Genomic DNA, 22,742 nt, shown 5'->3' with positions numbered 1-22,742 from the left:
GACCATAGGCCGGGATCCGGCTACCCGCAACCGCTCGCGCCGGCCGGTACCTGGTTGCGCAACCAGGCGGCGGGGAAGCCTGGCCCGGCGCCTGACCTGTCCGGATCACCGAGCGCCCGGCGCTACAGGGGTGACGGCGAGCCTTTGCCCTTGGGCAGTTCGATTCTTTCGCTTTCCCCCGGCACTGTCGGCCAGTCGCCGGCGGCCCAGCGTTGGCGGGCTTCATCGATACGCGCCGGGTCGCTGGAGACGAAGTTCCAGTTGATCCGCCGCGGACCGTCCAGCGGCGCGCCGCCGAACAGCACGGCATGGCAATCGCTGTCGGCGAACAGGGTGGGGGTGGTTCCGGTGGGCAGGATCACCAGCGCATGCGGCTCGACGGGCTCGCCATCCAGCTGGGTGTCGCCTTCGAGCACGTACAGGGCGCGCTCCTCGTGTTCGGCGGGGATCAGCAGGGTGGTCGCGGTCTGCAACTGTATTTCGGCATACAGGGTCGGGGAGAGCACCGGGACCGGCGATTCCAGGCAGAAACCGCTGCCGGCGATCATGCGGATCTTGACCCCGAGGTTGTCGCTGACCGGCAAGGTCGCGGCCGGGTGATGGCTGTAATGCCCCGGGCCTTGTTCATGGGCCTTGGGCGAAGCCAGCCAGACCTGCAGGCCGTGCATGCTGAAGTCGCTGTCGATCAGCGCCTGCGGGGTGCGCTCGACATGGGCGATGGCGCTGCCGGCGGTCATCCAGCTGACATCCCCCTGGTTCACCACTTGGTCGGAACCGAGGCTGTCCTTGTGCTGGATCTGCCCCTGGAACAGGTAGGTCAGGGTCGACAGGCCGATATGCGGATGCTGGCGGATATTCATGCCCTTGCCCGCGGGGTAGCGGGTTTGCAGCATGTGATCGAAAAACACGAAGGGCCCGACGCTGCGGCATTGGGCCGAGGGCAGCGGACGCAGTATGGGTTGGCCTTCGACGTCCTCGGCGCGAGGGCGAATCACGAGTGGTGTGTTCATGGTGCATTCCAGGCTGATCGGGTTATGCCCGGGAGCATAACCCGCTTGTGCGAGCCGTGGCGCTATTGGCTGAAGGCGCCTTCGGACAGGTGGGTCTCGATGCTCACCTCGGCGGTGGTCATCAGCTTGTGCACCGGGCAGCGGTCGGCGACGCGATGCAGTTCTTCACGCTGGGCGTCGGTGAGCACGCCCTTGAGGGTCAGCTTGACGTGCAGCGCGTATTTGCCTTTCTGCTCCTGGCTGTTGTCGTGCTTGACCTCGACCGTGACGCCGGTGAGCGGAATCTCTTTTTTCTGCGCATACAGCTTGAGGGTCAGGGCCTTGCAGGCGCCCAGGGCGGCATCGAAGAAGTCGTGGGGTTCCGGCGCGGAACCTTCGCCGCCCAGGGTCTTGGGCAGGTCGGCGAACAATTGGTGGTCATCGATCTGGATGCTGTGGCGGAAACCTTCGCTGGATTCGGTGTTGACGGTGATAGTCATGACGGACCTCGGGCAGTGGTGGGCAGTCGGAACAGACGTTGAAAGGTGGTGCAGTTATAGAGCATTACGCTTGCCGTGCGTTCCCCTTTTTCTGAACCGTCACCTGCGGGGCAGGGTCTACCCAGCGTCAACCGACGGGAGCCCGCCCATGCACTGGATCTACCTGAGCGCCTTGCTGTTGCTGCTGCCGAGCGCCTGGGCCCAGGCCCGCGACTACGCCTACAGCGATGCTCACCTGCATTACGTCGACTTCTTCCAGGAGTCGGCGGGCATGGACAAGCTGCTCAAGGCCATGGCCGACAATCGCATCGAACATGTGATGATTTCCGGTATCCCGGTGGCCAAGAAATGGCATGAAGACGAACCCAAGCGGCCGCGTTACTACGCCGGCGACGACGCCGATGCCTACTGGTACAGCGCCACCGATGTGATTGTCGCTGCCGCGGTGAACCGTCTGACGCCCGAGCAGCGTCGGCATTTTCATCCGTTCCTCTCCGGCTTCAACCCCAACGACAAGAACTCCGACGCCCATATCCAGCGCATGCTCGACCTCAACCCGGGGCTATGGCAGGGCATCGGCGAGGTGTTCACCCGCCACGACGACCTGACCGCGCTGACCTCCGGCGATACGCCGCGGGCCAATAACGAGGCGATGACGCGGATCTATCACCTGGCGGCGGAAAATGACTTGCCGGTGATGCTGCATTCCAGCATCACCTCCAAGCGCGAGAAGAACCCGCTGTACCTGGCGGAAATCGAAGAGCCGCTGCGCAATCATCCCCATACGCGCTTTATCTGGGCCCACGCGGGCACCAGCATGGAGATCCATCGGCATCAGGTGCAGCTGGATTTTCTCCTGCCGACCCTGGCGCGGATGCTCGAGTCTTATCCCAACCTGTACATCGACCTGTCCTGGAGCGTCCTCAGGCCGTACCTGCTGGATGAGCAGGGCGTGCCCCGGACAGAGTGGGTAAAGCTGGTGGAGCGCTTTCCCGAGCGGTTCATGCTGGGTTCGGACGTTGTCGGGCGATTCAATAAGCTGGGGCGGGAAATGCGCAGCTTCGATCCCTTCCTCGATGCCTTGCCGGAGGACGTGGCGCGCAAGGTGGCCCGGGACAACTTCCTCGCCGTGCTGCCGCGCGCTCGTTGATCCTAGGTGGCTCCAGTTTGCGGGTGCTGGCGATGCAGGTTTGTCATCAGCCTGTCATGCCTGCGTCATAGGCTCGCGCCATCTCAATCAAGGAGCGCGATATGCACCTCACCCGTTTAAGCGCATTGGCGGCGCTGATGATGCTCAGTGGCCTGGGCATTTCCGAAGTTCATGCTGAAGTCCGTGTCGAAGGACCGGTGGAATATGGTGTGTTCGAAGGGCCGAAGGCCGCATTGCAGTCGGGTGAGCGGGTGCTGCGGCGCAGCAACGAAAACATCGAGCAGACTGAGATCGTGCCTGCGCGGCTGGGCACCAAGTTCGGCCTGCGTTATCAGTTGGCCGGCAAGGTGGCCGAGGATGTGCCGCTGACCCTGTTGTATTTCACGCCAGGCATCCGCACCCCGGATGGCCAGCGTCACGACAAGCTCGAAGTGACCCAGAAACTGGTGCCGGGCGCGCCGCAGGACGTCATGGCCTATGAGTTCACCGAGAGTCATGAGGTGATCCCCGGCGAGTGGCGTTTCATGGTGTTCCAGGGCGACCGTTTGTTGGTCCAGCAGCGTTTTACCGTACGCTGAATCGGTTACGCCCAGGCATCGGAGTGCTTGGGCGTTTTGATATCACGTTTTCGTCTTAAGCAAATTTTCCGCGACCCGATACCTTCAAGAGCAGCCCGCTGTATGGCGAATGCAGCGCTTTTGGAAGGAACCGGAGAATGAGCATCAGGAGCCTCAACATTGCACCGCGCGCGGGCCTGGGCTTCGGCCTGCTGGCGTTGATGGTGTTCGGCCTGGGGGCGTTCGCCCTGCTGCAGATGTCGAATATGCGCGCGCAGTCCGACGAGGTCGACAACAACTGGCTACCCAGTGTGATGTCGGTGGGCGAAATGAATCAGGACCTGCTGCGGGTCCGTGCGCTGACCCTGCGCTTGCTGATCAACCGCAGCCCCCAGGCCCTGGCGCAGAACGAAAGCAAACTCAATGAGATCAAGCGCGGCATGACGGTGGCCCAGGAGCGCTATAACGCGTTGATTGTCCTGCCGGAAGAGCGTGTGCTGTTCGATCGCTACAAGGCCGCCGAGAAGCGCTACCTCGAGCATCAGAACCAGGTAATGGCACTGTCGCAACAGGGGCGGGTCGAGGATGCGGTCGCGGTAGTCAATGGCGAGATGAGCCAACTGGCCGATGAGCTGGCGGGCACTCTCAACGAGCTGGTGGCCCTCAACCGGCACAACGCCAACCTGGCCACCGAGCTGGCCAGGGCGGTGTTCAGCAACGCCAAGGTCTGGGTGGTCGTAATGGTCGTGGTGGCTGGCCTGATGACCATTGTCCTGGCCCTGTTGCTTACCCGCAGCATCGTGCTGCCGCTCGCGCAATCGCTGAACGTGGCCGAGGTGGTGGCCGGCGGCGACCTGACCGAGGACATTCGTATCAGCGGCAAGGATGAACCGGCGCGCCTGCTGCAGGCGCTCAAGGCCATGCAGCACAGCCTGCGGGAGACTATCCGACGCATTTCCGACTCTTCCAGCCAGCTGGCTTCCGCTTCGGAGGAGCTCAGTTGCGTGACCGAGGACGCCACCCGCGGCCTGCACCAGCAGAGCCAGGAAATCGAACAGGCGGCGACCGCGGTGAACCAGATGACCGCCGCAGTGGAGGAGGTGGCCAGCAATGCCGTGGCAACGTCCGAAGCCTCCCGCCAGTCCGACCTGATTGCCCAGCATGGGCGTGAGCAGGTGCGCCAGACGGTACAGTCCATCGAGTCCCTGGCCGACGACGTGACTGCCAGCGCCTCCCAGGTCGAAGAGCTGGCACAGAAGGTGTATGGCATCAGCAAGGTGCTGGATGTGATTCGTTCGGTGGCCGAACAGACCAATCTGCTGGCCCTGAATGCCGCCATCGAGGCGGCGCGGGCCGGGGATGCCGGTCGCGGGTTCGCGGTGGTGGCGGACGAGGTGCGGGCGCTGGCGCATCGCACCCAGCAATCGACCCAGGAGATCGAGCAGATGATCGGCGGCATTCAGCTGGGCACCGAGCAGGCCGTCAGCTCCATGCAGCAGAGCAACAGTCGGGCCCGCTCGACCCTGGAGCTGGCCAAGGCGGCGGGGGCGGCGCTGGAGGAAATCGCCGGGGCGATCACCCTGATCAACGAGCGCAACACGGTGATCGCCAGCGCCTCGGAGGAGCAGGCGGCGGTGGCCAGGGAGGTGGATCGCAACCTGATGAACATCCGCGACCTGGCCATGCAGACCTCGGCCGGGGCCAACCAGACCAGCGCCGCGAGCCAGGAGCTGTCACGGCTGGCGGTAGACCTGAACACCCTGGTGGCGCGTTTCTCGGTGTAAGTGCTTTTGCGCGGGGGAAAACAGCCGCCCAATAAAAAACGCCCCGAACCAGTCGGGGCGTTTTTCATGGGGTGAAGCGGCGGGGCTTACTTGCCCTGCCAGCGCTTCAGGACCAGGGTGGCGTTGGTGCCGCCGAAGCCGAAGCTGTTGCTCATCACGGTGTTGATGGTGGCGTCTTCGCGAGTCTTGGTCAGGATCGGCATGTCGGCCACTTCCGGGTCCAGCTCGTCGATGTTGGCCGAACCTGCCATGAAGTTGCCTTCCATCATCAGCAGGCAGTAGATCGCTTCGTGAACGCCGGCGGCGCCCAGGGAGTGACCCGACAGGCTCTTGGTGGAGCTGATGGCTGGAGCCTTGTCGCCGAACACTTCACGCACGCCTTTCATTTCCGCGACGTCGCCGACCGGAGTCGAGGTGCCGTGGGTGTTCAGGTAGTCGATCGGTGCGTCGACAGTGGACATGGCCATCTGCATGCAACGGATTGCACCTTCGCCGCTTGGCGCCACCATGTCGTAGCCGTCGGACGTCGCGCCGTAGCCAACGATTTCGGCGTAGATCTTCGCGCCACGGGCCAGGGCATGTTCCAGCTCCTCGACCACCACCATGCCGCCACCGCCGGCGATGACGAAGCCGTCACGGTCGGCATCGTAGGCGCGGGAGGCTTGTTCCGGGGTGTCATTGCGCTTGCTGGACAGGGCGCCCATGGCGTCGAACAGGAACGACTGGCTCCAATGTTCTTCTTCACCGCCACCGGCGAACACGATGTCCTGCTTGCCCATCTGGATCTGTTCCATGGCGGTACCGATGCAGTGAGCACTGGTGGCGCAGGCGGAAGCGATGGAGTAGTTCAGGCCCTTGATCTTGAACGGCGTGGCCAGGCACGCGGAAACGGTGCTGCTCATGGTCCGCGTCACGCGGTATGGGCCGACGCGCTTGACGCCTTTCTCGCGCAGGATGTCCAGCGCTTCCATCTGGTTCAGGGTAGAGGCGCCGCCAGAGCCGGCGATCAGGCCAGTACGCGGGTTGGAAACCTGCTCTTCGGTCAGGCCGGAGTCGGCGATGGCGTCTTTCATGGCCAGGTAGGCGTAAGCCGCCGCGTGGCCGACAAAGCGATAGATCTTGCGATCGATCAGCTCTTCGAGATTGAGGTCAATGGAGCCGGAAACCTGGCTACGCAGACCCATTTCGGCATATTCCGGGTTGAAGCGGATGCCAGGGCGACTTGCACGCAGGTTAGCGGAGACGGTCTCTTTGTCATTGCCCAGGCACGAAACGATGCCCAGACCAGTGATAACGACGCGGCGCATGCGGATAACCCTTAGAAGTTGTCAGTGGAGGTGAAAACGCCGACCCGGAGGCCTTCGGCGGTGTAGATTTCGCGGCCGTCGACGCTGACCGAGCCATCGGCGATGGCCATGTTCAGCTTGCCCTTGAGGACGCGCTTGATATGAATGTTATAGGTGACTTTTTTAGCGGTCGGCAGCACCTGGCCAAAGAACTTCACTTCGCCCGAGCCCAGGGCGCGACCGCGGCCCGGCAGGCCTTGCCAGCCCAGGAAGAAGCCGACCAGTTGCCACATGGCGTCGAGGCCCAGGCAGCCCGGCATCACCGGATCGCCTTCGAAGTGGCAGGCGAAGAACCACAGGTCAGGGGTGATATCCAGCTCGGCGACCAATTCACCTTTGCCGTACTTGCCACCCTCTTGGCTGATATGAGTGATGCGATCCACCATCAGCATGTTCGGGGCGGGCAGTTGCGCGTTACCTGGGCCGAACAGCTCACCGCGACTGCAGCGCAGCAGATCTTCCCGAGTAAAGGCGTTTTGTTTGGTCATGCGAGCTCCTCAATAGTCCCATGCGGCAGGGTGGGGCAAATCTTCCCGGCCGATCGAAGCGTTCATGCCTCGAGCCGGCAGCCTACTCATAGACTATTGCGTTGTGGTGAAAGTCACAGCACAAGGGACATGAATGTACACTTGTGCACTGAAATTATTATACAGGCCCTGTGAGGGGCCTGTTCGGGTGCCTAAGACTGCCGCACTTTCGCCCTTCACGCCAGTCGCAGATGGTCGATAAGTGGTCGCTACTGCACCCAGCGTTGGAGAATTTGCTGCAGATCCGTGCGTTTGAACGGCTTGGCCAGGTAATCGTTCATTCCCGCCGACAAACACGCTTCGCGGTCGCCCTGCAAGGCGTTGGCGGTCAAGGCGATGATCGGCAGGTCGGCGCATCCGGGCAGTTGGCGGATCTGCCGGGTGGCCTCGTAACCGTCGATCAGCGGCAGCCGGCAATCCATCAGGATCGCCTCGAAGATCAGGCTTTCGGCGCTGCGAACGGCCTGGGCGCCATCGGTGGCGATACTGACCGTGAAGCCCAGGCTGCGCAGCATGGCCTGGATCACGGTCTGGTTGACCGGGTTGTCTTCCACCAGCAGCACGTTGCGTCCTTCGCCATGGGCATGCCCGCTGTGCACCCGCGGCGCCAGCACCGGCAGGCTTTGCTGGTACAGCGCCAGCGGGATCTCCAGGGTGAACACCGAGCCGCGGCCTTCCTCGCTCTGGGCGCGCAGGGTGCCGCCCATGCGTTCGGCCAGGGTGCGGGCGATCGGCAGCCCCAGGCCAGTGCCGCCATAACGCCGGGAAATCGAACTGTCGGCCTGCTGGAAGGCGTTGAACATCAGTTCCAGGCTTTCGGTGCTGATGCCAATCCCGCTGTCGCGCACGCTGCAGGTGAACCACAGCAGCTCATGGTCCAGGGCCTGCCATTGCGGCTCGACGGTGACGCTGCCTTGCTCGGTGAACTTCAACGCGTTGCCGATCAGGTTCACCAGGATCTGCCGGATGCGCGTCGGGTCGCCTTTGACCTGCAGCGACTCCATGCCGGGCGGCAGTCGCAGTTGCAGGTCCAGCCCGCGTTGCGCGGCGCTGTGCTGGAAGGCCTGGGCCGAACTGCTGATCAGTTCGGCGAGGTTGAACGGGATATGCTCCAGCTCCAGGGCCGAGCGCTCGATGCGCGAGAAGTCGAGGATGTCGTTGATCACCTTGAGCAGGTGTTCGGTGGACTCGGAGGCCAGCGCCGCGTATTCGTGCTGTTCATCGGTCATTTCGGTGGTTTCGAGCAGTTGCAGCATGCCCAGCACGCCGTTCATGGGCGTGCGCAGTTCATGGCTCATCATCGCCAGGAAGTCCGACTTGGCATTGTTGGCCCGCTCCGCTTCTTCGCGGGTCTGGATCAACTGGGCCATGGCCTGGTGCTGCTCGCGGCTGGCCTGTTCGAGGCCAGCGGCGAGGTTGTTGATATGCCGCGAAAGATCGCCCAGCTCGGCATCGTCGACGATCGGCAGCGGGGTCTTGAAGTCACCCTGTTGAATGGCCTTGACCGCGGTGCCCATGGCGCTGATCGGCTGCGACAGGCTGGCCGCCAGGCGGCGGGCCAGGAGGAAGGTGAACAGCAGGGCGAACAGCGCGAGGATGCCGGCCTTGAACAGGATCTCCTGCTGGCGCTGGCTGAAGGCGTCGTTGGACATGCCGACGATCACCCGCCCCAGGTAGTCCTCGCTGGGGCTCACGCTGGCGCTCGGGTCGTCCTGGAAAAAGTCGTTGCTGAGCTGGATGCGTTGCAGGCGCACCGGGGCCTGGAACACTTCGACCTGCTGTGAGCGGTGGTGGGTCTCCGAAGGCTGTTCGACGTACACCAGGATCTTGTTGCGGCTGTCCTGGACTTCGAGAAAACGCACATGGGGCGTGGCCAGGGTGGCCTTGAGCAGGCTCTCGAGGCCTTCGCTGTTGCCCGAGATCACCCCGTACTCGGTGGCCGGCGCCAACTGGTTGGCGATCAACTGACCGGTGTGGTTCAGCTCCTGGCGCAGATCCTGGATCCGCACGAAGGTAAAGAAGCTGATCAGCAGCAGGGTCAGCAGCAGCGCCGGGCCGAGGCAGATGATCTGGGTGCGGGTACTGATGTCCCAACGGCGACGGAAGGTCATGGGCGTTTTTCTCCTTCGGCCAGCTGGGTCGCCACCGATTGCTCGTCAATCGGTTCGACACCCAGGGAGCGTGCCACCTGCGGGTTGCTCAACACCTTGAACGGTTGCGGATACAGGGTACGTGGCCAGTGGGTCGTGGGTCGGTCCAGCAAGTCGTCGAGCACCTGCAGCCAGTCGTCCTGGTCGCTGTAGGTGCTGGCCAGGCTGCCGGCCTTGACGAAGCCGGCATTGGGGCCGATCAGCGCCAGTTGCCGGGCATAGCTGCTCAATAACAGGTTCTTCGCGGTTTTTGGGTTGTACAGCTGCGGGTCGTCCAGCCCCAGCAGGACGTCGCTGCTTTTCAGCAGGCTTTGCAGCGGGCGGCTGTCATTGGTGTCGTCCCAGCGCTCGGCGACGATTTCCAGCCCCAGGGGATGGGCGGCCTGATGCAGCTCCTTGAGCAGGAATTCGCTGTCGGCGCCGTAGAGCACGCCGATCCGCCGGGCCTGGGGCAGGATCTTGCGGATCAGCCGCAATTGCCGAGCCAGTGGCGGGTCGCTCCATAACAGGCTCAGCCGGGGTGAGGGCGCGGCCCCCAGGCGCTGCTGAGCCTGGATCCGGCCGATGCGCAACACCAGCGTGGCCGGGCCCTGGGCCTCCTGCTGGCGCCATTCGAGGCTGGCCGGGTCGAGCAGGATCAGCCGGGTGCCCGCTGGCAATTGACCGGGGGCAGGCAGGTTGGCCAGGAGCTCGAAGCGCACGTCGTCCTGTGGCCGCTGTTGCGCCAGTGCCTGGGCAAAGGCCTGCACGCCGGCGCTGTCTTCGGCGCCGGTCAGCAACACCTGGGCCGCCCATGCGGGGAATGCACCCCAGAGGCAACAGAACAGCAGCAGGCGAACCCGGAAACGGTTCAAGGCAGGCGTCATCCCTGACTGACGGTGGCTCATGCTAGAACGTCAACTCCGCACTGAAGTAGAGGACGTGGTGCGAGTCATAGTTGTTGTCGACAAAGGTGGTGGGCTCGTCGTCGAGCCGTTGCTGGAGCACGCCGGCCAGCTCCAGGCTGCCCTCGCCCAGGGGGATACGCTTGGCGACGCGGGTATCGACCCGTTCGAAGCGATAACCGTTGAGTGCGCTGGAACCATAGTAGAAGAGCGCGCCGGACCAGCCCTGGCCCCAGTCGCGCAACCAGCCCGCCGAGCCGCTGTGGCGCGCGGTCAATTGCTCGTCCAACGGGTTGCTGGCCTCGGCGTCGACATAGGCGTATGTCAGGCGCAGCCGGTCCGCCGGGTTCAGGCGCCAGTCCAGCTGGGTTTCGCTGCCGGCAAAACGTGAGGCGTTGCTGTTGCTGGCGATGTACTGGTTGTTGCGCAGCGGCTCGCTGATCATCCCGCTGATTTCGTCGTAGAACAGCTTCACATCGAGGTTCAGCCCGAGATCGACGAAAAAGCCGTTGTAGCCCAGCTCCCGGGAGCGCATGCGTTCCTGGTCGAGGTTGCCCGGGCCACGGGTCTTGACGAAGTACTGGGCGCTGGGCTGGCCGTAGGCGGTCGGGCTCAGCTTGGTGACCCGATAGCTCCAGTTGACGTTGTTCTCGAACATGTCCGGCGAGCGGATCGCTTCCGAATACACCGCCCGCAGGCCGTGGCGCGGGTTGATCAGGTAGTTGACCGCCACCCGTGGGGTCAGCGAGCTGCCGCTCAGCTGCGAGTCCTCGAACATGGCGCCGCCCTGCAACAGCCAGTGTTCGGTGGCGCGCCATTCCAGTTGGCCGAAGGCGCGCCAGGTGCTGTCGTCGAGGGTGCCGTTGAAATAGGTTTGCGAGTCGGCGCGGTCGTAGCGATAGTTCAGGCCGCTGACCAGGCGCACGCCATCGGACAGGCTCAGGGTGTCCTGCAGTTCGAGGTCGTAGCGCGATTCGCGGGCGCTCTGGTCGATATCGCCGCAGACCGTGCGCTTGGCGCCGTCCTTCCATTGCGTCAGCACTTGGTTCGCCAGGGCCTGTTCGGTCGCGGTGCCGGGAGGGGCGCCGGAGCCGGTGAAATTGTCCATGTGCCGGGCCAGCAGTTCGGCGTAGTTCGGGTTGAGCTGCCAGAGGCGGGTCAGTTCCGGGCTGAACGACACTTCGGCGTCACAGGCGCGCCAGTTCTGCTGGCGGTCCCAGTGCTGGGCCGAGCCTTGTATATAAAGGCTGTGCTCCGGGTTGATGTCCAGGTTCCAGCGCAGCGAGCCGGCATAGTCCTTGGCGATCACGTCGGAGTTGTAGCCGGCCGAAGTGATGCCGGAGAACACCGGTCGGTAGGTATAGGGGCGCTGGTTGCTGCCTTCCTTGGCGCTGAGTTGCCAGTCGATGCTCTGCCGCTCGTCGAGCATCTGGCTGACCGACAGGCTGAAGCGGTTCAAGCGTCGGCTGTCGCGGTAGTCGGCGCCGTTGCGGTCGCTGTCGAAGCCGTCGTCCTCCTGCCCGGACAGCGACAGGCGCAGGTCGCCGGTGTCCCAGCCGGTGCCCTGGCTGGCGTACCAGTCGCTGATGCCGCGCTGGCCGCGGGTGACCTTGATCCGCGTGCCATGGCTGTTGGCGGGCGAGCGGGTGATGATGTTGATCACCGCCATCAGCGCGTTGGCGCCGTAACTGACGGTATTGGGGCCGCGGAACACCTCGATGCGCTCGATGTCCTCCATGGCCACCGGAATGTCGCTCCAGTCCACGGTGGCCAGGCCCGCCCGGTACACCGAGCGCCCATCGATCAGCACCTGCATGCGGCGCGCTTCGCTGGCATTGGTGCCGTGATAGTTCACCGCGGCCTGGTTGCCGCTGATATTGCCGACCATCATCCCCGGTACCAGGCGCAGCAGCTCGCTGATATCGCGGGCGCCGCTGGCGTTGATCAGTTCGCTGTCGAGCACGGTCATGCTGCCGGGCACGGCCGCGGGGGACTGTTTCAGACGGGTGGCGGTGAGGATTTCCGGCAGCGGCTGGCTGTCCAGGAACAGATCGTCGGCCAGCACCGGGGTGCTGCAAAGCAGCGCCAGCAACAGGGATGGGCGGGAGAGGGGAGGGCCAGGATACACGGCACAGCCTTGATAACGAGTAATTGCCGCGCATGTTAACCGAGATGACCGGGTTTTCCAGTCGATAACCCCGACATTCCCCGTCCTAATCGGTGTTTTCCCGGCATTTGTGCCTAATTGTTCACAGGGCTGGCCGCCGCAGGGCCGCCCCGTATAATGCCGCCATCGCCACTGTATGGATTGACGGATTGCATATGACTGAACAGCGCCCTATCGCGGTCCTGGGAGGCGGAAGCTTTGGTACCGCCGTGGCCAATCTGCTGGCCGAGAACGGTCATCGGGTGCGGCAGTGGATGCGTGACCCGGAGCAGGCGGAGGCCATTCGCATTCATCGCGAAAATCCGCGTTACCTCAAAGGCATCAAGATTCATCCGGCGGTGGAGCCGGTGACCGATCTGTTGGCCACCCTGAACGACTGTGACCTGTGTTTTGTCGCCTTGCCCTCCAGCGCCCTGCGCTCGGTGCTGGCGCCCCATGCGCAGTTGCTCGCCGGCAAGCTGCTGGTCAGCCTGACCAAGGGCATCGAGGCGCAGACCTTCAAGCTGATGAGTGAAATTCTCGAAGAGATCGCCCCGCAAGCGCGGATCGGCGTGCTGTCCGGGCCGAACCTGGCCCGCGAAGTGGCTGAACACGCCTTGACCGCCACCGTGGTCGCCAGCGAAGACGAAGAACTCTGCCAGCGTGTGCAGGCGGCCCTGCATGGCCGGACCTTCCGCGTCTATGCCAGCGCCGACCGCTTTGGCGTCGAGCTGGGCGGGGCGTTGAAGAACGTCTATGCGATCATCGCCGGCATGGCCGTGGCGCTGGGCATGGGGGAAAACACCAAGAGCATGCTGATTACCCGGGCGCTGGCGGAAATGACCCGTTTCGCGGTCAGCCAGGGCGCCAACCCGATGACCTTCCTCGGCCTGGCGGGGGTTGGCGATTTGATCGTCACCTGCTCGTCGCCCAAGAGCCGCAACTATCAGGTCGGGTTCGCCCTGGGCGAAGGCCTGAGCCTGGAAGAGGCGGTGGACCGGCTCGGCGAGGTGGCCGAAGGCGTGAACACCCTCAAGGTGCTCAAGGTCAAGGCGCAGGAAGTGGGCGTATATATGCCGCTGGTGGCCGGATTACATGCCATCCTGTTTGAGGGGCGCACGCTGAACCAGGTCATCGAGCTGCTGATGCGTGGCGAGCCGAAAACCGATGTCGACTTTATCTCCCCCAGTGGTTTCAACTGAGCAGGACAGGAGCGAGACATGAACGATACGAATTCCGAAGCCAAGTACGAATCCATCCTGCTGCGTGTGCTGTGGATGCTGGTGTTCGTGCTGGTCTGGCAAGTGGCGCAATTCATCCTCGGCGCGCTGGTGCTGGTGCAGTTGATCTACCGGCTGATCTACGGCTCGCCGAGTGCCAGCCTGATGAACTTCGGCGACAGCCTGAGCCAGTTCCTGGCGCAGATCGGTCGTTTCGGCAGTTTCCACACCGACCAGAAGCCTTGGCCGTTCGCCGACTGGCCGGCCCCGCGCGCGCCTGAAGGCGAAGCGCCGCATGTGGTGCCACCGGCGCCCCATCCGGTGCGGGACGAGGAGCCCAAGCTGTGAAGCTCTGGGTGCTGCGTCACGGTGAAGCTGAGCCTCACGCGCGCAGCGATGCCGAGCGCAACCTGACCGAGCATGGCCGCGAGGAAGCGCTGCGCAGCGCCGCGCATCTGATCGGCCAGCCGCTCAGCGCGATCATCGCCAGCCCTTATGCGCGGGCGCAGCAGACGGCGAAGCTGGTGCGCGAAGCCCTGGGCTTCGAAGCGGAAATCCGCACCGTGTCCTGGCTGACGCCGGACAATAACCCACTGTCGGTGGTCGCCCAGCTCGACTCGGCGGACAACGTGCTGCTGGTCAGCCATCAGCCGCTGGTGGGCAACCTGATCGGCCTCCTGCAGCACGGCCATCTGCGCAATCCCCAGCCGATGCACACCGCGGGCCTGGCGGAACTCGAAGGCGACTGGCCGCTGGCCGGCCTGATGACCCTCAACAGCATCAAGAATCCCTGAGCCTGAATCCCCGAGCCCTTGCCCGCGGAAGGAAGCGGCGCGGACTGTCCGAAGCAGCGCGTCCGCCTTCATCGCGGGCAAGCCTCGCTCCTGCGACGATCTGTGCTTTTCGCTACATTTCTTAACTTGCGGCGTTTCTTTGTGCGTGGAATAGTCGCCCGAGCAAGTGCTTGGTTGGCTAGCCTCACGATCAGAACAAAAACAAAGGAGCGAGTCGCATGTCTGCTGCTTTTCGTTTGCCGCTGGAAGTGTTCTACGAGCGCGAAGCTCGTCATCCCCGCCAACGTTTCCTGGTCCAGCCCCTGGGCGGTGGCCGGGTCGAGGAGCTGACCTGGGCCGACGTCGGCCACCAGGCCCGCTGCGCCGCCCACTGGCTGCGTGCCCGCGAGCTGCCGCCGGGCAGTCATGTCGCGATCATTTCCAAGAACTGCGCCCACTGGATCATCGCCGACCTGGCGATCTGGATGGCCGGTCACGTTTCTGTGCCGCTGTATCCCAACCTGACCGCCGATTCGGTGGCCCAGGTGCTGGAACATTCCGAGTCGGCCCTGGTGTTCATCGGCAAGCTCGACGACTGGCCGGCGATGGCCCCCGGCGTGAAGCCCGGGCTGCCGACCATCAGCCTGCCGATCTGCCCCGAAGGCCGCTTCGACTTCACCTGGGACGAGTTGCAGCAGTGCTCGCCGATCCAGGACGACCCCAACCCCGCCGCCGAGCGACTGGCGACCATCATCTACACCTCGGGCACCACCGGCCTGCCCAAGGGCGTGATGCACAGCTTCGGCACCTTGGGTTTCGCGGCTTCACGCGGCACCCAGCTATTCGGCCTCGGGCCGACGGACCGGCTGCTGTCCTACCTGCCGCTGTGCCATGTGGCCGAGCGCATGTTCGTCGAGCTGGCGGCGATCTATACCGGGCAGACGGTGTTCTTCGCCGAGAGCCTGGAGACCTTTCTCACCGACTTGCAGCGAGCGCGGCCCACGGCGTTGTTCGGCGTGCCGCGGATCTGGACCAAGTTCCAGATGGGCGTGTACAGCAAGGTCCCGGCCAAGCGCCTGGACTTCCTGCTGGGCCTGCCCTTCATCGGCAAGCGGGTCGGGCACAAGGTGCTGGCCGGGCTAGGGCTGGACGCCCTGCGGGTCGCCTTGTCCGGCGCCGCGCCGGTGCCGCAGACCCTGCTGGACTGGTACCAGCGCCTGGGCCTCGACGTGCTGGAGGTGTACGGCATGACCGAAAGTTGCGGTTATTCCCATATCGGCCGCAGCGGCCAGCATGTACCCGGCTGGATCGGCCGGCCCTGCCCGGACGTCGAGGTACGGATCGACGAGTCCGGAGAGGTCCAGGTGCGCAGCGGGGCGACCATGCTCGGCTATTTCAAGGACCCGCAGAAGACCGCGGAAACCGTCACCGCGGATGGTTTCCTGCGCACCGGCGACAAGGGCGAGCAGGACGCCGACGGCAATCTGCGCCTGACCGGGCGGCTCAAGGAGATCTTCAAGACCAGCAAGGGCAAGTACGTGGCCCCGGCGCCGATCGAGAACCGCCTGGCGGTGCATTCGCGGATCGAGCAGGTGTGTGTGGTCGGCGATGGCCTGAGCGCGCCGCTGGGCTTGTGCGTGTTGTCCGCGGCCGGTTTGCAGGACGCCGCAGGCAACGCCCGTGGTGGCCTGCATGCGAGCCTGGAAAGCCTGCTCGATGAGGTCAATGGCGCGCTCGACAAACATGAACGCTTGCACCGCCTGGTGGTGGTGAAGGACAGTTGGGCGGTGGAAAACGGCTTTCTGACCCCGACCCTGAAGATCAAGCGCAATGTCATCGAAGCCACCTACGGCGAGCGCTTCAAAGAGTGGAGCGAGCGCTCCGAAGCGGTGCTGTGGCAGGATTGAGCGCGGATAACCACCCAAAAGGATGCAGTGATGAGCCTATGGCGTACCACCCCGAACATCGAGCAACTGAACGCGATCCAGAAAAACACCATCGGTGAGGTGCTGGACATCCGCTTCGAGTCCTTCGACGACGAATCCCTGATCGCGAGCATGGTGATCGACCATCGCACCCACCAACCCTATGGCCTGCTGCATGGCGGCGCCTCGGTGGTGCTGGCGGAGACGGTCGGCTCCATGGCCAGCTACCTGTGCATCGACGCCAGCAAGTTCTACTGCGTGGGCCTGGAGATCAACGCCAACCATCTGCGCGGCCTGCGTTCCGGCCGGGTGACAGCGGTGGCCAGGGCGATTCATATCGGGCGTACCACCCATGTCTGGGATATCCGCCTCTGCAGCGACGAAGGCAAGGCCAGCTGCGTATCGCGCCTGACCATGGCCGTAGTGCCGCTGGGGCAGACGCCGCCGGCACGTTGAGGGGTACCCATAGGCTGAAGCGGAGTGTCATCATTCTTGACCGTTACTGTCATTGCCGCCGGGTAATGGCATGCGGACAATCAGCCATCGTTTTTTGTTCATGAGTTAGCCGGTATGTCGCAACAGGTGTTTTTCACTCACGCCAACGGATTTCCCTCGGGTACCTATGGCAAGTTGTTCGCCGCCCTGGCCCCCGAATATCAGGTGGCGCATTTGCAGCAGCACGCCCATGACCCGCGCTTTCCGGCGGACGACAACTGGCTGAACCTGGTGGACGAACTGATCCACCATCTGCAACAGCAGGCCGAGCCGGTGTGGGGGGTCGGCCATTCCTTCGGCGGCGTCCTGCATCTGCATGCGGCGCTGCGCTGCCCGGAGCTGTATCGCGGGGTGGTGATGCTCGATTCGCCGGTGCTGACCCGCGCCGATCAATGGGTGATTCGCGCCGCCAAGCGGTTCGGTTTCATCGATCGCCTGACCCCCGCCGGCCGGACCCTGGGCCGACGCGAGGAGTTCAACGACCTGGAGTCGGCGCGCAAGTATTTTGCCGGCAAGACCCTGTTCCGCGGCTTCGACCCCGAGTGTTTCGACGCCTACCTGCAACATGGCCTGCATCAGGTCGACGGCCGTTTGCGGCTGCGTTTCGACCCGGCCACCGAGATCAGCATCTATCGCGGCGTGCCGCACACCAGCCCGGGCCGCCCCCGCCAGTTGAAGGTGCCGCTGGCGGTGGTGCGCGGGCGGCAGAGCCGGGTGGTGATGAAGCACCACGCCAGCAGTGTCGGGCGCATGCCCCATGGCGAATCCTTGAGCATGCCGGGCGGGCATATGTTCCCGCTGGAGCGCCCGCAGGACACCGCGGCCCTGCTGAAAAAACTCTTCAGCCGCTGGGAAGCCCGCGCTGAACGGAGCTGCGCATGAGCGCCGCGGTGGAAGAGGTCCGCCTTAGCCTGCCGCATATCGAGCTGGCGGCGCACCTGTTCGGCCCCGAGGACGGCTTGCCGGTCATTGCCTTGCACGGCTGGCTGGACAACGCCAACAGCTTCGCGCGGCTGGCGCCCAGGTTGCGCGGCTTGCGCATCGTCGCCCTGGACATGGCCGGGCATGGCCATTCCGGACACCGCCCCCTGGGCGCCAGCTATGCGCTCTGGGATTACGTATATGACGTGTTGCAGGTCGCCGAGCAGCTGGGCTGGAAACGCTTTGGCCTGCTCGGGCATTCCCTGGGGGCGATCGTCTCGTTGGTGCTGGCCGGCTCGTTGCCCGAGCGGGTGAGCCACCTGGCGCTGATCGATGGGGTGATTCCGCCGACCGCCAGTGGGGAAAACGCCGCCGAGCGCATGGGCATGGCCCTGCAGGCTCAGCTGGACCTGCGGGACAAGCGCAAGCCGGTCTACGCCACCCTGGACCGCGCCATCGAGGCGCGGATGAAGGGCATGGTCGCGGTCAGCCGCGAAGCCGCCGAACTGCTCGCGCAACGCGGCCTGATGCCGGTCCCGGGGGGCTACACCTGGCGCAGCGACAGCCGCCTGACCCTGGCTTCGCCGCTGCGCCTGACCCAGGAGCAGGCCCTGACGTTCGTCCTGCGCCTGGCCTGTCCGGCCCATCTGGTGGTGGCGGCCGACGGCATGCTGGCCAAGCACCCGGAGTTGCTGGAGCGGCTACCCTTCAGCCGGGAACAGCTGCCCGGTGGCCATCACCTGCACTTGAACGACGAAGACGGCGCGATCCTTGTTGCAGACTGTTTCAATAGGTTTTTCGCCGTTTCTTGACTTGCAGCGGGCAACTGTCGAGGCTGGGCGGGTTGAAATGGGAGACAACCATGATAGATCTCTATACCGCTGCGACCCCGAATGGCCACAAGGTCTCTATCGTGCTCGAGGAACTCGGCCTGCCCTATACGGTGCATGCCCTGAGTTTCGACAAGAAGGAACAAAAGGCTCCAGGCTTTCTCAAGATCAATCCCAATGGCCGGATTCCGGCGATTGTCGACCGCGCCAACGGCGATTTTGCCGTGTTCGAGTCCGGCGCGATTCTCATCTATCTGGCTGAACTCAGCGGGCAACTGCTGCCCAGCGATCCCCAGGGCCGTTCCCGGGTGATCCAGTGGCTGATGTTCCAGATGGGCGGCATCGGTCCTATGCAGGGCCAGGCCAACGTGTTCTTCCGTTATTTTCCGGAAAAGCTCCAGGGCGCCATCGATCGTTACCAGCATGAAACCCGGCGCCTGTACGAGGTGCTCGACACCCGCTTGCAGGAGGTCGAGTTCCTTGCCGGCGACTACAGCATTGCCGATATCGCCACCTTTCCCTGGGTGCGCGGCCATGAATGGTCCGGGGTTTCGGTGGACGGCCTGGCGGCCCTGCAACGCTGGATGGCGACCCTCGAGGCGCGGCCGGCGGTGCAGCGCGGGCTGCTGGTCCCGCAACGCACGGATGACGCCAGTGTCATCAAGGGCGCCCAGGCCATGCTGATCCGATGAGAGCACCCATGCGTTTATCCAGTGTCCTGCTGTTGTCCGCTGTCAGCCCCTTGCTGTTCGCCGCCGATTTGCCCGGCAGCCATGACTTGCCGATCGTACCGCGCATGCCTGACGCGCAGATTGTCGACTATCGTCCGGCGGCCGAGATGGAGCGGATCTACCCCATGGGCTCGATCCGCAAGATCAGCGGCCAGCTGCGTTTCGATGGCCAGGTCGGCGCTCGTGGCACCACGACGTCGGTGACCTACGAGTTGCCGCCGGAACATTCCTCGACCGCGGCCTTTACCGCCGCCCGCGAAGCCTTGCAGGGGCAGGGCGCCGAACTGTTGTTCTGGTGCCAGGCCCGCGATTGCGGGGAAAGCAGCCTGTGGGCCAACGAGGTGTTCGGCAACGCCAAGCTGTATGGCGCCGATGCCCAGCAGGCGTACCTGCTGTTGCGCCTGGCCGCGCCCAACGACAATTCGCTGGTGGCCCTGTACAGCATTACCCGCGGCAACCGCCGGGCGTACCTGCATGTCGAGCAATTCGACGCCAGCACCCCCCTGGGCGAGTTGTTGCCGACCTCGGCCACCCTGTTGCGCCAGCTCAAGGACACCGGCGAGCTGGACCTGCCCAAGCTCGGCGGCGAGCCCCAGCCGACCTGGCTGACCTTGCTGTCGCGCGGGTTGAACCTCGATACCACCTTGCGGGTCAGTGTTTCCGGGCCGAATGCCGAGGCCTGGCGCCAGGCCCTGATCGGCCAGGGCGTGCGGGCGGCACGCATGGAAAGCGGCAGCCGCGAGGCCCCTGGCCTGCGTCTTGAGCTGCTGCGCTGAACCGCTGCATTGAACGGGCTTGGACGAACGGGTATCCACCGTTCGCCTACGCTTGGTGAGTTGACCTTTCTCGAGATGCCAAATGCTCAATAATGATCGCCTGTTGGTGCAGATCCTGCTTCTGGTGCTGTTCGGCGCCAGCTTCTGGGTCATGGCGCCGTTCTGGTCCGCGTTGTTCTGGGGGGCGGTCCTGGCGTTTGCCAGCTGGCCGCTGATGCGCCTGCTGACCCGCTGGCTCAATGGCCGCGAGTCCCTGGCCGCGGCCGTGCTGACCCTGGGCTGGATGCTGCTGGTGGCGGCGCCGCTGGTCTGGCTCGGCTTCAACCTGGCCGACCATGTGCGTGACGCCACCGCCTTTATCAAGGATGTGCAGGTCGATGGCCTGCCCGCAGCGCCGAGCTGGCTGGCCGGCGTGCCCTTCGTCGGTGAACGGCTGGTGGGGCTGTGGAACAGCATCGACCAGCAGGGCGCGGCGATGATGCTGGCGATCAAGCCCTACCTGGGGCAGGTCGGCAACTGGCTACTGGCCCGTAGCGCGCAGATCGGTGGCGGGATCCTCGAGCTGACCCTGAGCATCGTCTTCGTGTTTTTCTTCTATCGCGACGGGCCGCGCCTGGCGGTGTTCGTCCACGGGCTACTGGAGCGCCTGATCGGCGACCGCGCCGGCTACTACATCGAGCTGGTGGCCGGTACGGTGCAGCGGGTGGTCAACGGTGTGATCGGCACCGCCGCGGCCCAGGCAGTCCTGGCCCTGATCGGGTTCCTGATCGCCGGCGTGCCGGGTGCGCTGGTGCTGGGGATCGTCACTTTCCTGCTCAGCCTGATTCCCATGGGGCCGCCGCTGGTGTGGATTCCGGCCACCGCCTGGCTGGCCTGGAAGGGCGAATACGGGATGGCGGTGTTCCTCGGGATCTGGGGCACCTTCATCATCAGTGGCGTCGACAACGTGCTCAAACCCTACCTGATCAGCCGCGGCGGCAACCTGCCGCTGGTGATCGTGCTGCTCGGGGTCTTCGGCGGGCTGATCGCGTTCGGTTTCATCGGCCTGTTCATCGGCCCGACCCTGTTGGCCGTGGCCTACAGCCTGTTGACCGACTGGAGCACGAGCCAGGCGCGGGTCGAAGACAAGCGCCTGTAGCCGCTGCTTGGCAGCAGTGGCCGACGTGAACGCCGCCGGGGGCAAGGTTCGTGGACGGGAGCCGGGCACCACCCGGAACACGGGCGACTCAGGCGCGGGGCAGGCGCACCACGGTGGTCAGGCCGCCACCGGGGGTTTCTTCCAGGTGCAGTTGCCCACCCAGGCGTTCGGCGGCCTCGCGGGCGATGGTCATGCCCAGGCCGACGCCGCCGGAATTGCGGTTGCGCGAGCCTTCCAGCCGGTAGAAGGGTTCGAACACGGCTTCGCGCTGGTCTTCGGCGATGCCCGGGCCATGGTCGATGACCTGGATTCGCACCTGCTCGCGGCTGTCCTGCAGGCTGATACGGGCATGCCCGGCATAGCGCAGGGCGTTGTCCAGCAGGTTGTTCAGGCAGGAACGCAACGCCATCGGCTGCACTTGCAGGGGCGCGCAATGGCCATTGGTCCGCACGTCGGCGCCCTGGTCCTGGGCGTTTTCGCAGAGCGACTCCACCAGCGCCTGCACATCCATCCACTGCAGGGCCTCGCTGGTGCGCTGTTCATGCAGGTAGCTCAGGGTCGCGTCGAGCATGCTGATCATGTCGTCGAGGTCCTGGCGCATCTGGCCCTGCAGCTTGTTGTCCTCGATCTGTTCCAGGCGCAGCTTGAGGCGCGACAGCGGCGTGCGCAGGTCATGGGAAACCGCGCCAAGCATGCGCCCGCGTTGCTTGACCTGTTCCTGGATGCGCCGCTGCATCAGGTTGAAGGTGTGGGCCGCCTGCCGCGCTTCCCGTGGGCCGGACTCGTCCAGCGGCGGGCTGTCGAGGTTTTCGCTGAGGCGCTCGGCGGCATCGCTCAGGCGCTGGATCGGCCGGGTCAGCAGCTTGGCGCCGTACCAGGCGGCGATGATCAGCGAGATGAACTGGAACGTCAGCGGCACGATCGGGCCGCCGAACCAGGGACGTGGTGGCCGTGGCTCGAAACGCCCACTGCCGGGCTGTGGCTGGCCGCTGAATTCGCTGGCCGGCGGGCGTGGAGGTGGGCCGTAGAGACGGAACCAGAAAAAGGCGAGCAGGTGGGCGAGCACGATCGCGATCAGCAGCACCCCGAACAGGCGGCCGAACAGCGTATCGAAGCGCCCACGCATCAGCCGATGTCTCGGGCGTCGAACAGATAGCCTTCACCACGCACGGTCTTGATCAGCTGCGGCGATTTCGGGTCGTCGCCGAGCTTCTGCCGCAGGCGCGAGACCAGCAGGTCGATGCTGCGATCGAAGGCTTCGATGGAGCGGCCACGGGCGGCGTCCAGCAACTGTTCGCGGCTCAGGACCCGGCGCGGGCGTTCGATGAACACCCAGAGCAGGCGGAACTCGGCGTTGGACAGCGGCACGACAAGACCGTCGGCGGAGATCAGCTGGCGCAGCACGCTGTTCAGGCGCCAGTTGTCGAAGCGGATATTGGCCCGCTGCTCGGTGCGGTCGTCGCGGACCCGGCGCAGGATGGTCTGGATCCGCGCCACCAGTTCCCGGGGCTCGAAGGGCTTGGCCATGTAGTCGTCGGCCCCCAGCTCCAGGCCGATGATCCGGTCGGTGGGCTCGCAACGGGCCGTCAGCATCAGGATCGGGATGTCCGATTCGTTACGCAGCCAGCGGCACAGGGACAGGCCATCCTCGCCGGGCAGCATCAGGTCGAGCACCACCACGTCGAAGTGTTCCGCCTGCAAGGCCTGGCGCATCGCCGCGCCGTCGGTCACGCCGGTGGCGTGGATATTGAAGCGGGCCAGGTAGTCGATCAGCAGTTCGCGGATCGGTACATCGTCGTCGACGATCAGCGCCCGGGTGTTCCAGCGCTTGTCGTCACCCGTGCCAGGTGCTTTCTGATCGTCATTGAGGGGAGCTGGAGTGTTGTGCATGCGTGCGATC

General features: G+C 64.6%; 22 protein-coding genes. 13 read left to right on the top strand and 9 right to left on the bottom strand.

What is annotated here, in order from left to right:
* Positions 1-122: 122 nt before the first annotated feature.
* Positions 123-1,010: a pirin family protein gene (locus CRO75_RS03070; RefSeq protein WP_097134412.1), complete on the bottom strand. Its 888-nt coding sequence runs from the start codon at positions 1,008-1,010 to the stop codon at positions 123-125.
* Positions 1,011-1,072: 62 nt separating this feature from the next.
* Positions 1,073-1,489, bottom strand: coding sequence for an OsmC family protein (locus CRO75_RS03065; RefSeq protein ID WP_007931549.1), 417 nt, complete (start codon positions 1,487-1,489; stop codon positions 1,073-1,075).
* Between the two features lie 148 nt (positions 1,490-1,637).
* Between CRO75_RS03065 and CRO75_RS03060 the strand changes: the two genes are divergently transcribed.
* The 3 genes from CRO75_RS03060 (at position 1,638) to CRO75_RS03050 (ending at position 4,980) form a co-directional block, all read left to right on the top strand.
* On the top strand, positions 1,638-2,639 hold the full coding sequence (locus tag CRO75_RS03060) for an amidohydrolase family protein (protein WP_097134411.1): 1,002 nt from the start codon (positions 1,638-1,640) through the stop codon (positions 2,637-2,639).
* Between the two features lie 101 nt (positions 2,640-2,740).
* Complete coding sequence (locus tag CRO75_RS03055) at positions 2,741-3,217, top strand: DUF3859 domain-containing protein (RefSeq protein WP_097134410.1); 477 nt, start codon at positions 2,741-2,743, stop codon at positions 3,215-3,217.
* A 137-nt stretch (positions 3,218-3,354) separates the two neighbouring features.
* Positions 3,355-4,980 carry a methyl-accepting chemotaxis protein gene (locus CRO75_RS03050; protein ID WP_097134409.1) on the top strand — a complete coding sequence of 542 codons (1,626 nt, stop codon included), beginning with the start codon at positions 3,355-3,357 and terminating at the stop codon, positions 4,978-4,980.
* Positions 4,981-5,066: 86 nt separating this feature from the next.
* Here the strand turns inward: CRO75_RS03050 and fabB are convergent, their stop codons facing one another.
* The 5 genes from fabB to CRO75_RS03025 form a co-directional block, all read right to left on the bottom strand.
* Positions 5,067-6,287, bottom strand: coding sequence for a beta-ketoacyl-ACP synthase I (gene fabB, locus CRO75_RS03045; RefSeq protein ID WP_007931556.1), 1,221 nt, complete (start codon positions 6,285-6,287; stop codon positions 5,067-5,069).
* Between the two features lie 11 nt (positions 6,288-6,298).
* Entirely contained in the window at positions 6,299-6,814 is a 516-nt protein-coding gene (fabA, locus tag CRO75_RS03040; RefSeq protein WP_007931558.1) for a 3-hydroxyacyl-[acyl-carrier-protein] dehydratase FabA, read from the bottom strand.
* Positions 6,815-7,062: 248 nt separating this feature from the next.
* A complete protein-coding gene (locus tag CRO75_RS03035; RefSeq protein WP_097134408.1) occupies positions 7,063-8,964 on the bottom strand; it encodes an ATP-binding protein in 1,902 nt (633 codons plus the stop codon).
* Positions 8,961-9,890 (bottom strand): ABC transporter substrate-binding protein, encoded by a 930-nt coding sequence (locus tag CRO75_RS03030; RefSeq protein ID WP_177409717.1) that lies wholly within the window; start codon positions 9,888-9,890, stop codon positions 8,961-8,963. Before CRO75_RS03030 ends, CRO75_RS03035 begins: the two co-directional genes overlap by 4 nt.
* A gap of 1 nt (position 9,891) precedes the next feature.
* Positions 9,892-12,015: a TonB-dependent receptor gene (locus CRO75_RS03025; protein ID WP_097134407.1), complete on the bottom strand. Its 2,124-nt coding sequence runs from the start codon at positions 12,013-12,015 to the stop codon at positions 9,892-9,894.
* Positions 12,016-12,209: 194 nt separating this feature from the next.
* On the opposite strand from CRO75_RS03025, the gene CRO75_RS03020 reads away from it, so the two are divergent.
* The 10 genes from CRO75_RS03020 (at position 12,210) to CRO75_RS02975 (ending at position 20,842) form a co-directional block, all read left to right on the top strand.
* Entirely contained in the window at positions 12,210-13,235 is a 1,026-nt protein-coding gene (locus tag CRO75_RS03020) for an NAD(P)H-dependent glycerol-3-phosphate dehydrogenase (protein WP_097134406.1), read from the top strand.
* 18 nt (positions 13,236-13,253) lie between these two features.
* Positions 13,254-13,601 (top strand): DUF4389 domain-containing protein, encoded by a 348-nt coding sequence (locus CRO75_RS03015; protein WP_007931570.1) that lies wholly within the window; start codon positions 13,254-13,256, stop codon positions 13,599-13,601.
* Positions 13,598-14,047 (top strand): phosphohistidine phosphatase SixA, encoded by a 450-nt coding sequence (sixA, locus tag CRO75_RS03010; protein WP_097134405.1) that lies wholly within the window; start codon positions 13,598-13,600, stop codon positions 14,045-14,047. Before CRO75_RS03015 ends, sixA begins: the two co-directional genes overlap by 4 nt.
* 218 nt (positions 14,048-14,265) lie before the next feature.
* On the top strand, positions 14,266-15,933 hold the full coding sequence (locus CRO75_RS03005) for an AMP-binding protein (protein WP_097134404.1): 1,668 nt from the start codon (positions 14,266-14,268) through the stop codon (positions 15,931-15,933).
* A 30-nt stretch (positions 15,934-15,963) separates the two neighbouring features.
* Positions 15,964-16,407 (top strand): hotdog fold thioesterase, encoded by a 444-nt coding sequence (locus CRO75_RS03000; RefSeq protein WP_097134403.1) that lies wholly within the window; start codon positions 15,964-15,966, stop codon positions 16,405-16,407.
* Positions 16,408-16,521: 114 nt separating this feature from the next.
* On the top strand, positions 16,522-17,328 hold the full coding sequence (locus tag CRO75_RS02995) for an alpha/beta hydrolase (protein WP_097134402.1): 807 nt from the start codon (positions 16,522-16,524) through the stop codon (positions 17,326-17,328).
* Positions 17,325-18,179: an alpha/beta fold hydrolase gene (locus tag CRO75_RS02990; protein WP_097134401.1), complete on the top strand. Its 855-nt coding sequence runs from the start codon at positions 17,325-17,327 to the stop codon at positions 18,177-18,179. The genes CRO75_RS02995 and CRO75_RS02990 overlap by 4 nt, the downstream gene beginning before the upstream one ends.
* Before the next feature lie 50 nt (positions 18,180-18,229).
* A complete protein-coding gene (locus CRO75_RS02985) occupies positions 18,230-18,889 on the top strand; it encodes a glutathione S-transferase N-terminal domain-containing protein (protein WP_097134400.1) in 660 nt (219 codons plus the stop codon).
* Between the two features lie 8 nt (positions 18,890-18,897).
* Positions 18,898-19,704, top strand: a complete 807-nt coding sequence (locus CRO75_RS02980) for a DUF4892 domain-containing protein (protein WP_037004558.1) — start codon at positions 18,898-18,900, stop codon at positions 19,702-19,704.
* 82 nt (positions 19,705-19,786) lie between these two features.
* Complete coding sequence (locus CRO75_RS02975) at positions 19,787-20,842, top strand: AI-2E family transporter (RefSeq protein WP_097134399.1); 1,056 nt, start codon at positions 19,787-19,789, stop codon at positions 20,840-20,842.
* An 88-nt stretch (positions 20,843-20,930) separates the two neighbouring features.
* On the opposite strand, the gene CRO75_RS02970 is transcribed toward CRO75_RS02975, so the two are convergent.
* The gene (locus CRO75_RS02970) at positions 20,931-21,968 is read right to left on the bottom strand and encodes an ATP-binding protein (RefSeq protein ID WP_097134398.1); all 1,038 of its coding nucleotides are present in this window, start codon (positions 21,966-21,968) and stop codon (positions 20,931-20,933) included.
* On the bottom strand, positions 21,968-22,732 hold the full coding sequence (locus CRO75_RS02965) for a response regulator (protein WP_097134397.1): 765 nt from the start codon (positions 22,730-22,732) through the stop codon (positions 21,968-21,970). Before CRO75_RS02965 ends, CRO75_RS02970 begins: the two co-directional genes overlap by 1 nt.
* Positions 22,733-22,742 lie beyond the last annotated feature (10 nt).

Source organism: Pseudomonas sp. LAMO17WK12:I10, assembly GCF_900215185.1.
Taxonomy (GTDB): domain Bacteria; phylum Pseudomonadota; class Gammaproteobacteria; order Pseudomonadales; family Pseudomonadaceae; genus Aquipseudomonas; species Aquipseudomonas chlororaphis.
Note: the sequence above shows the minus strand (reverse complement) of the source record. Positions and strands in the feature narration are given on the sequence as shown.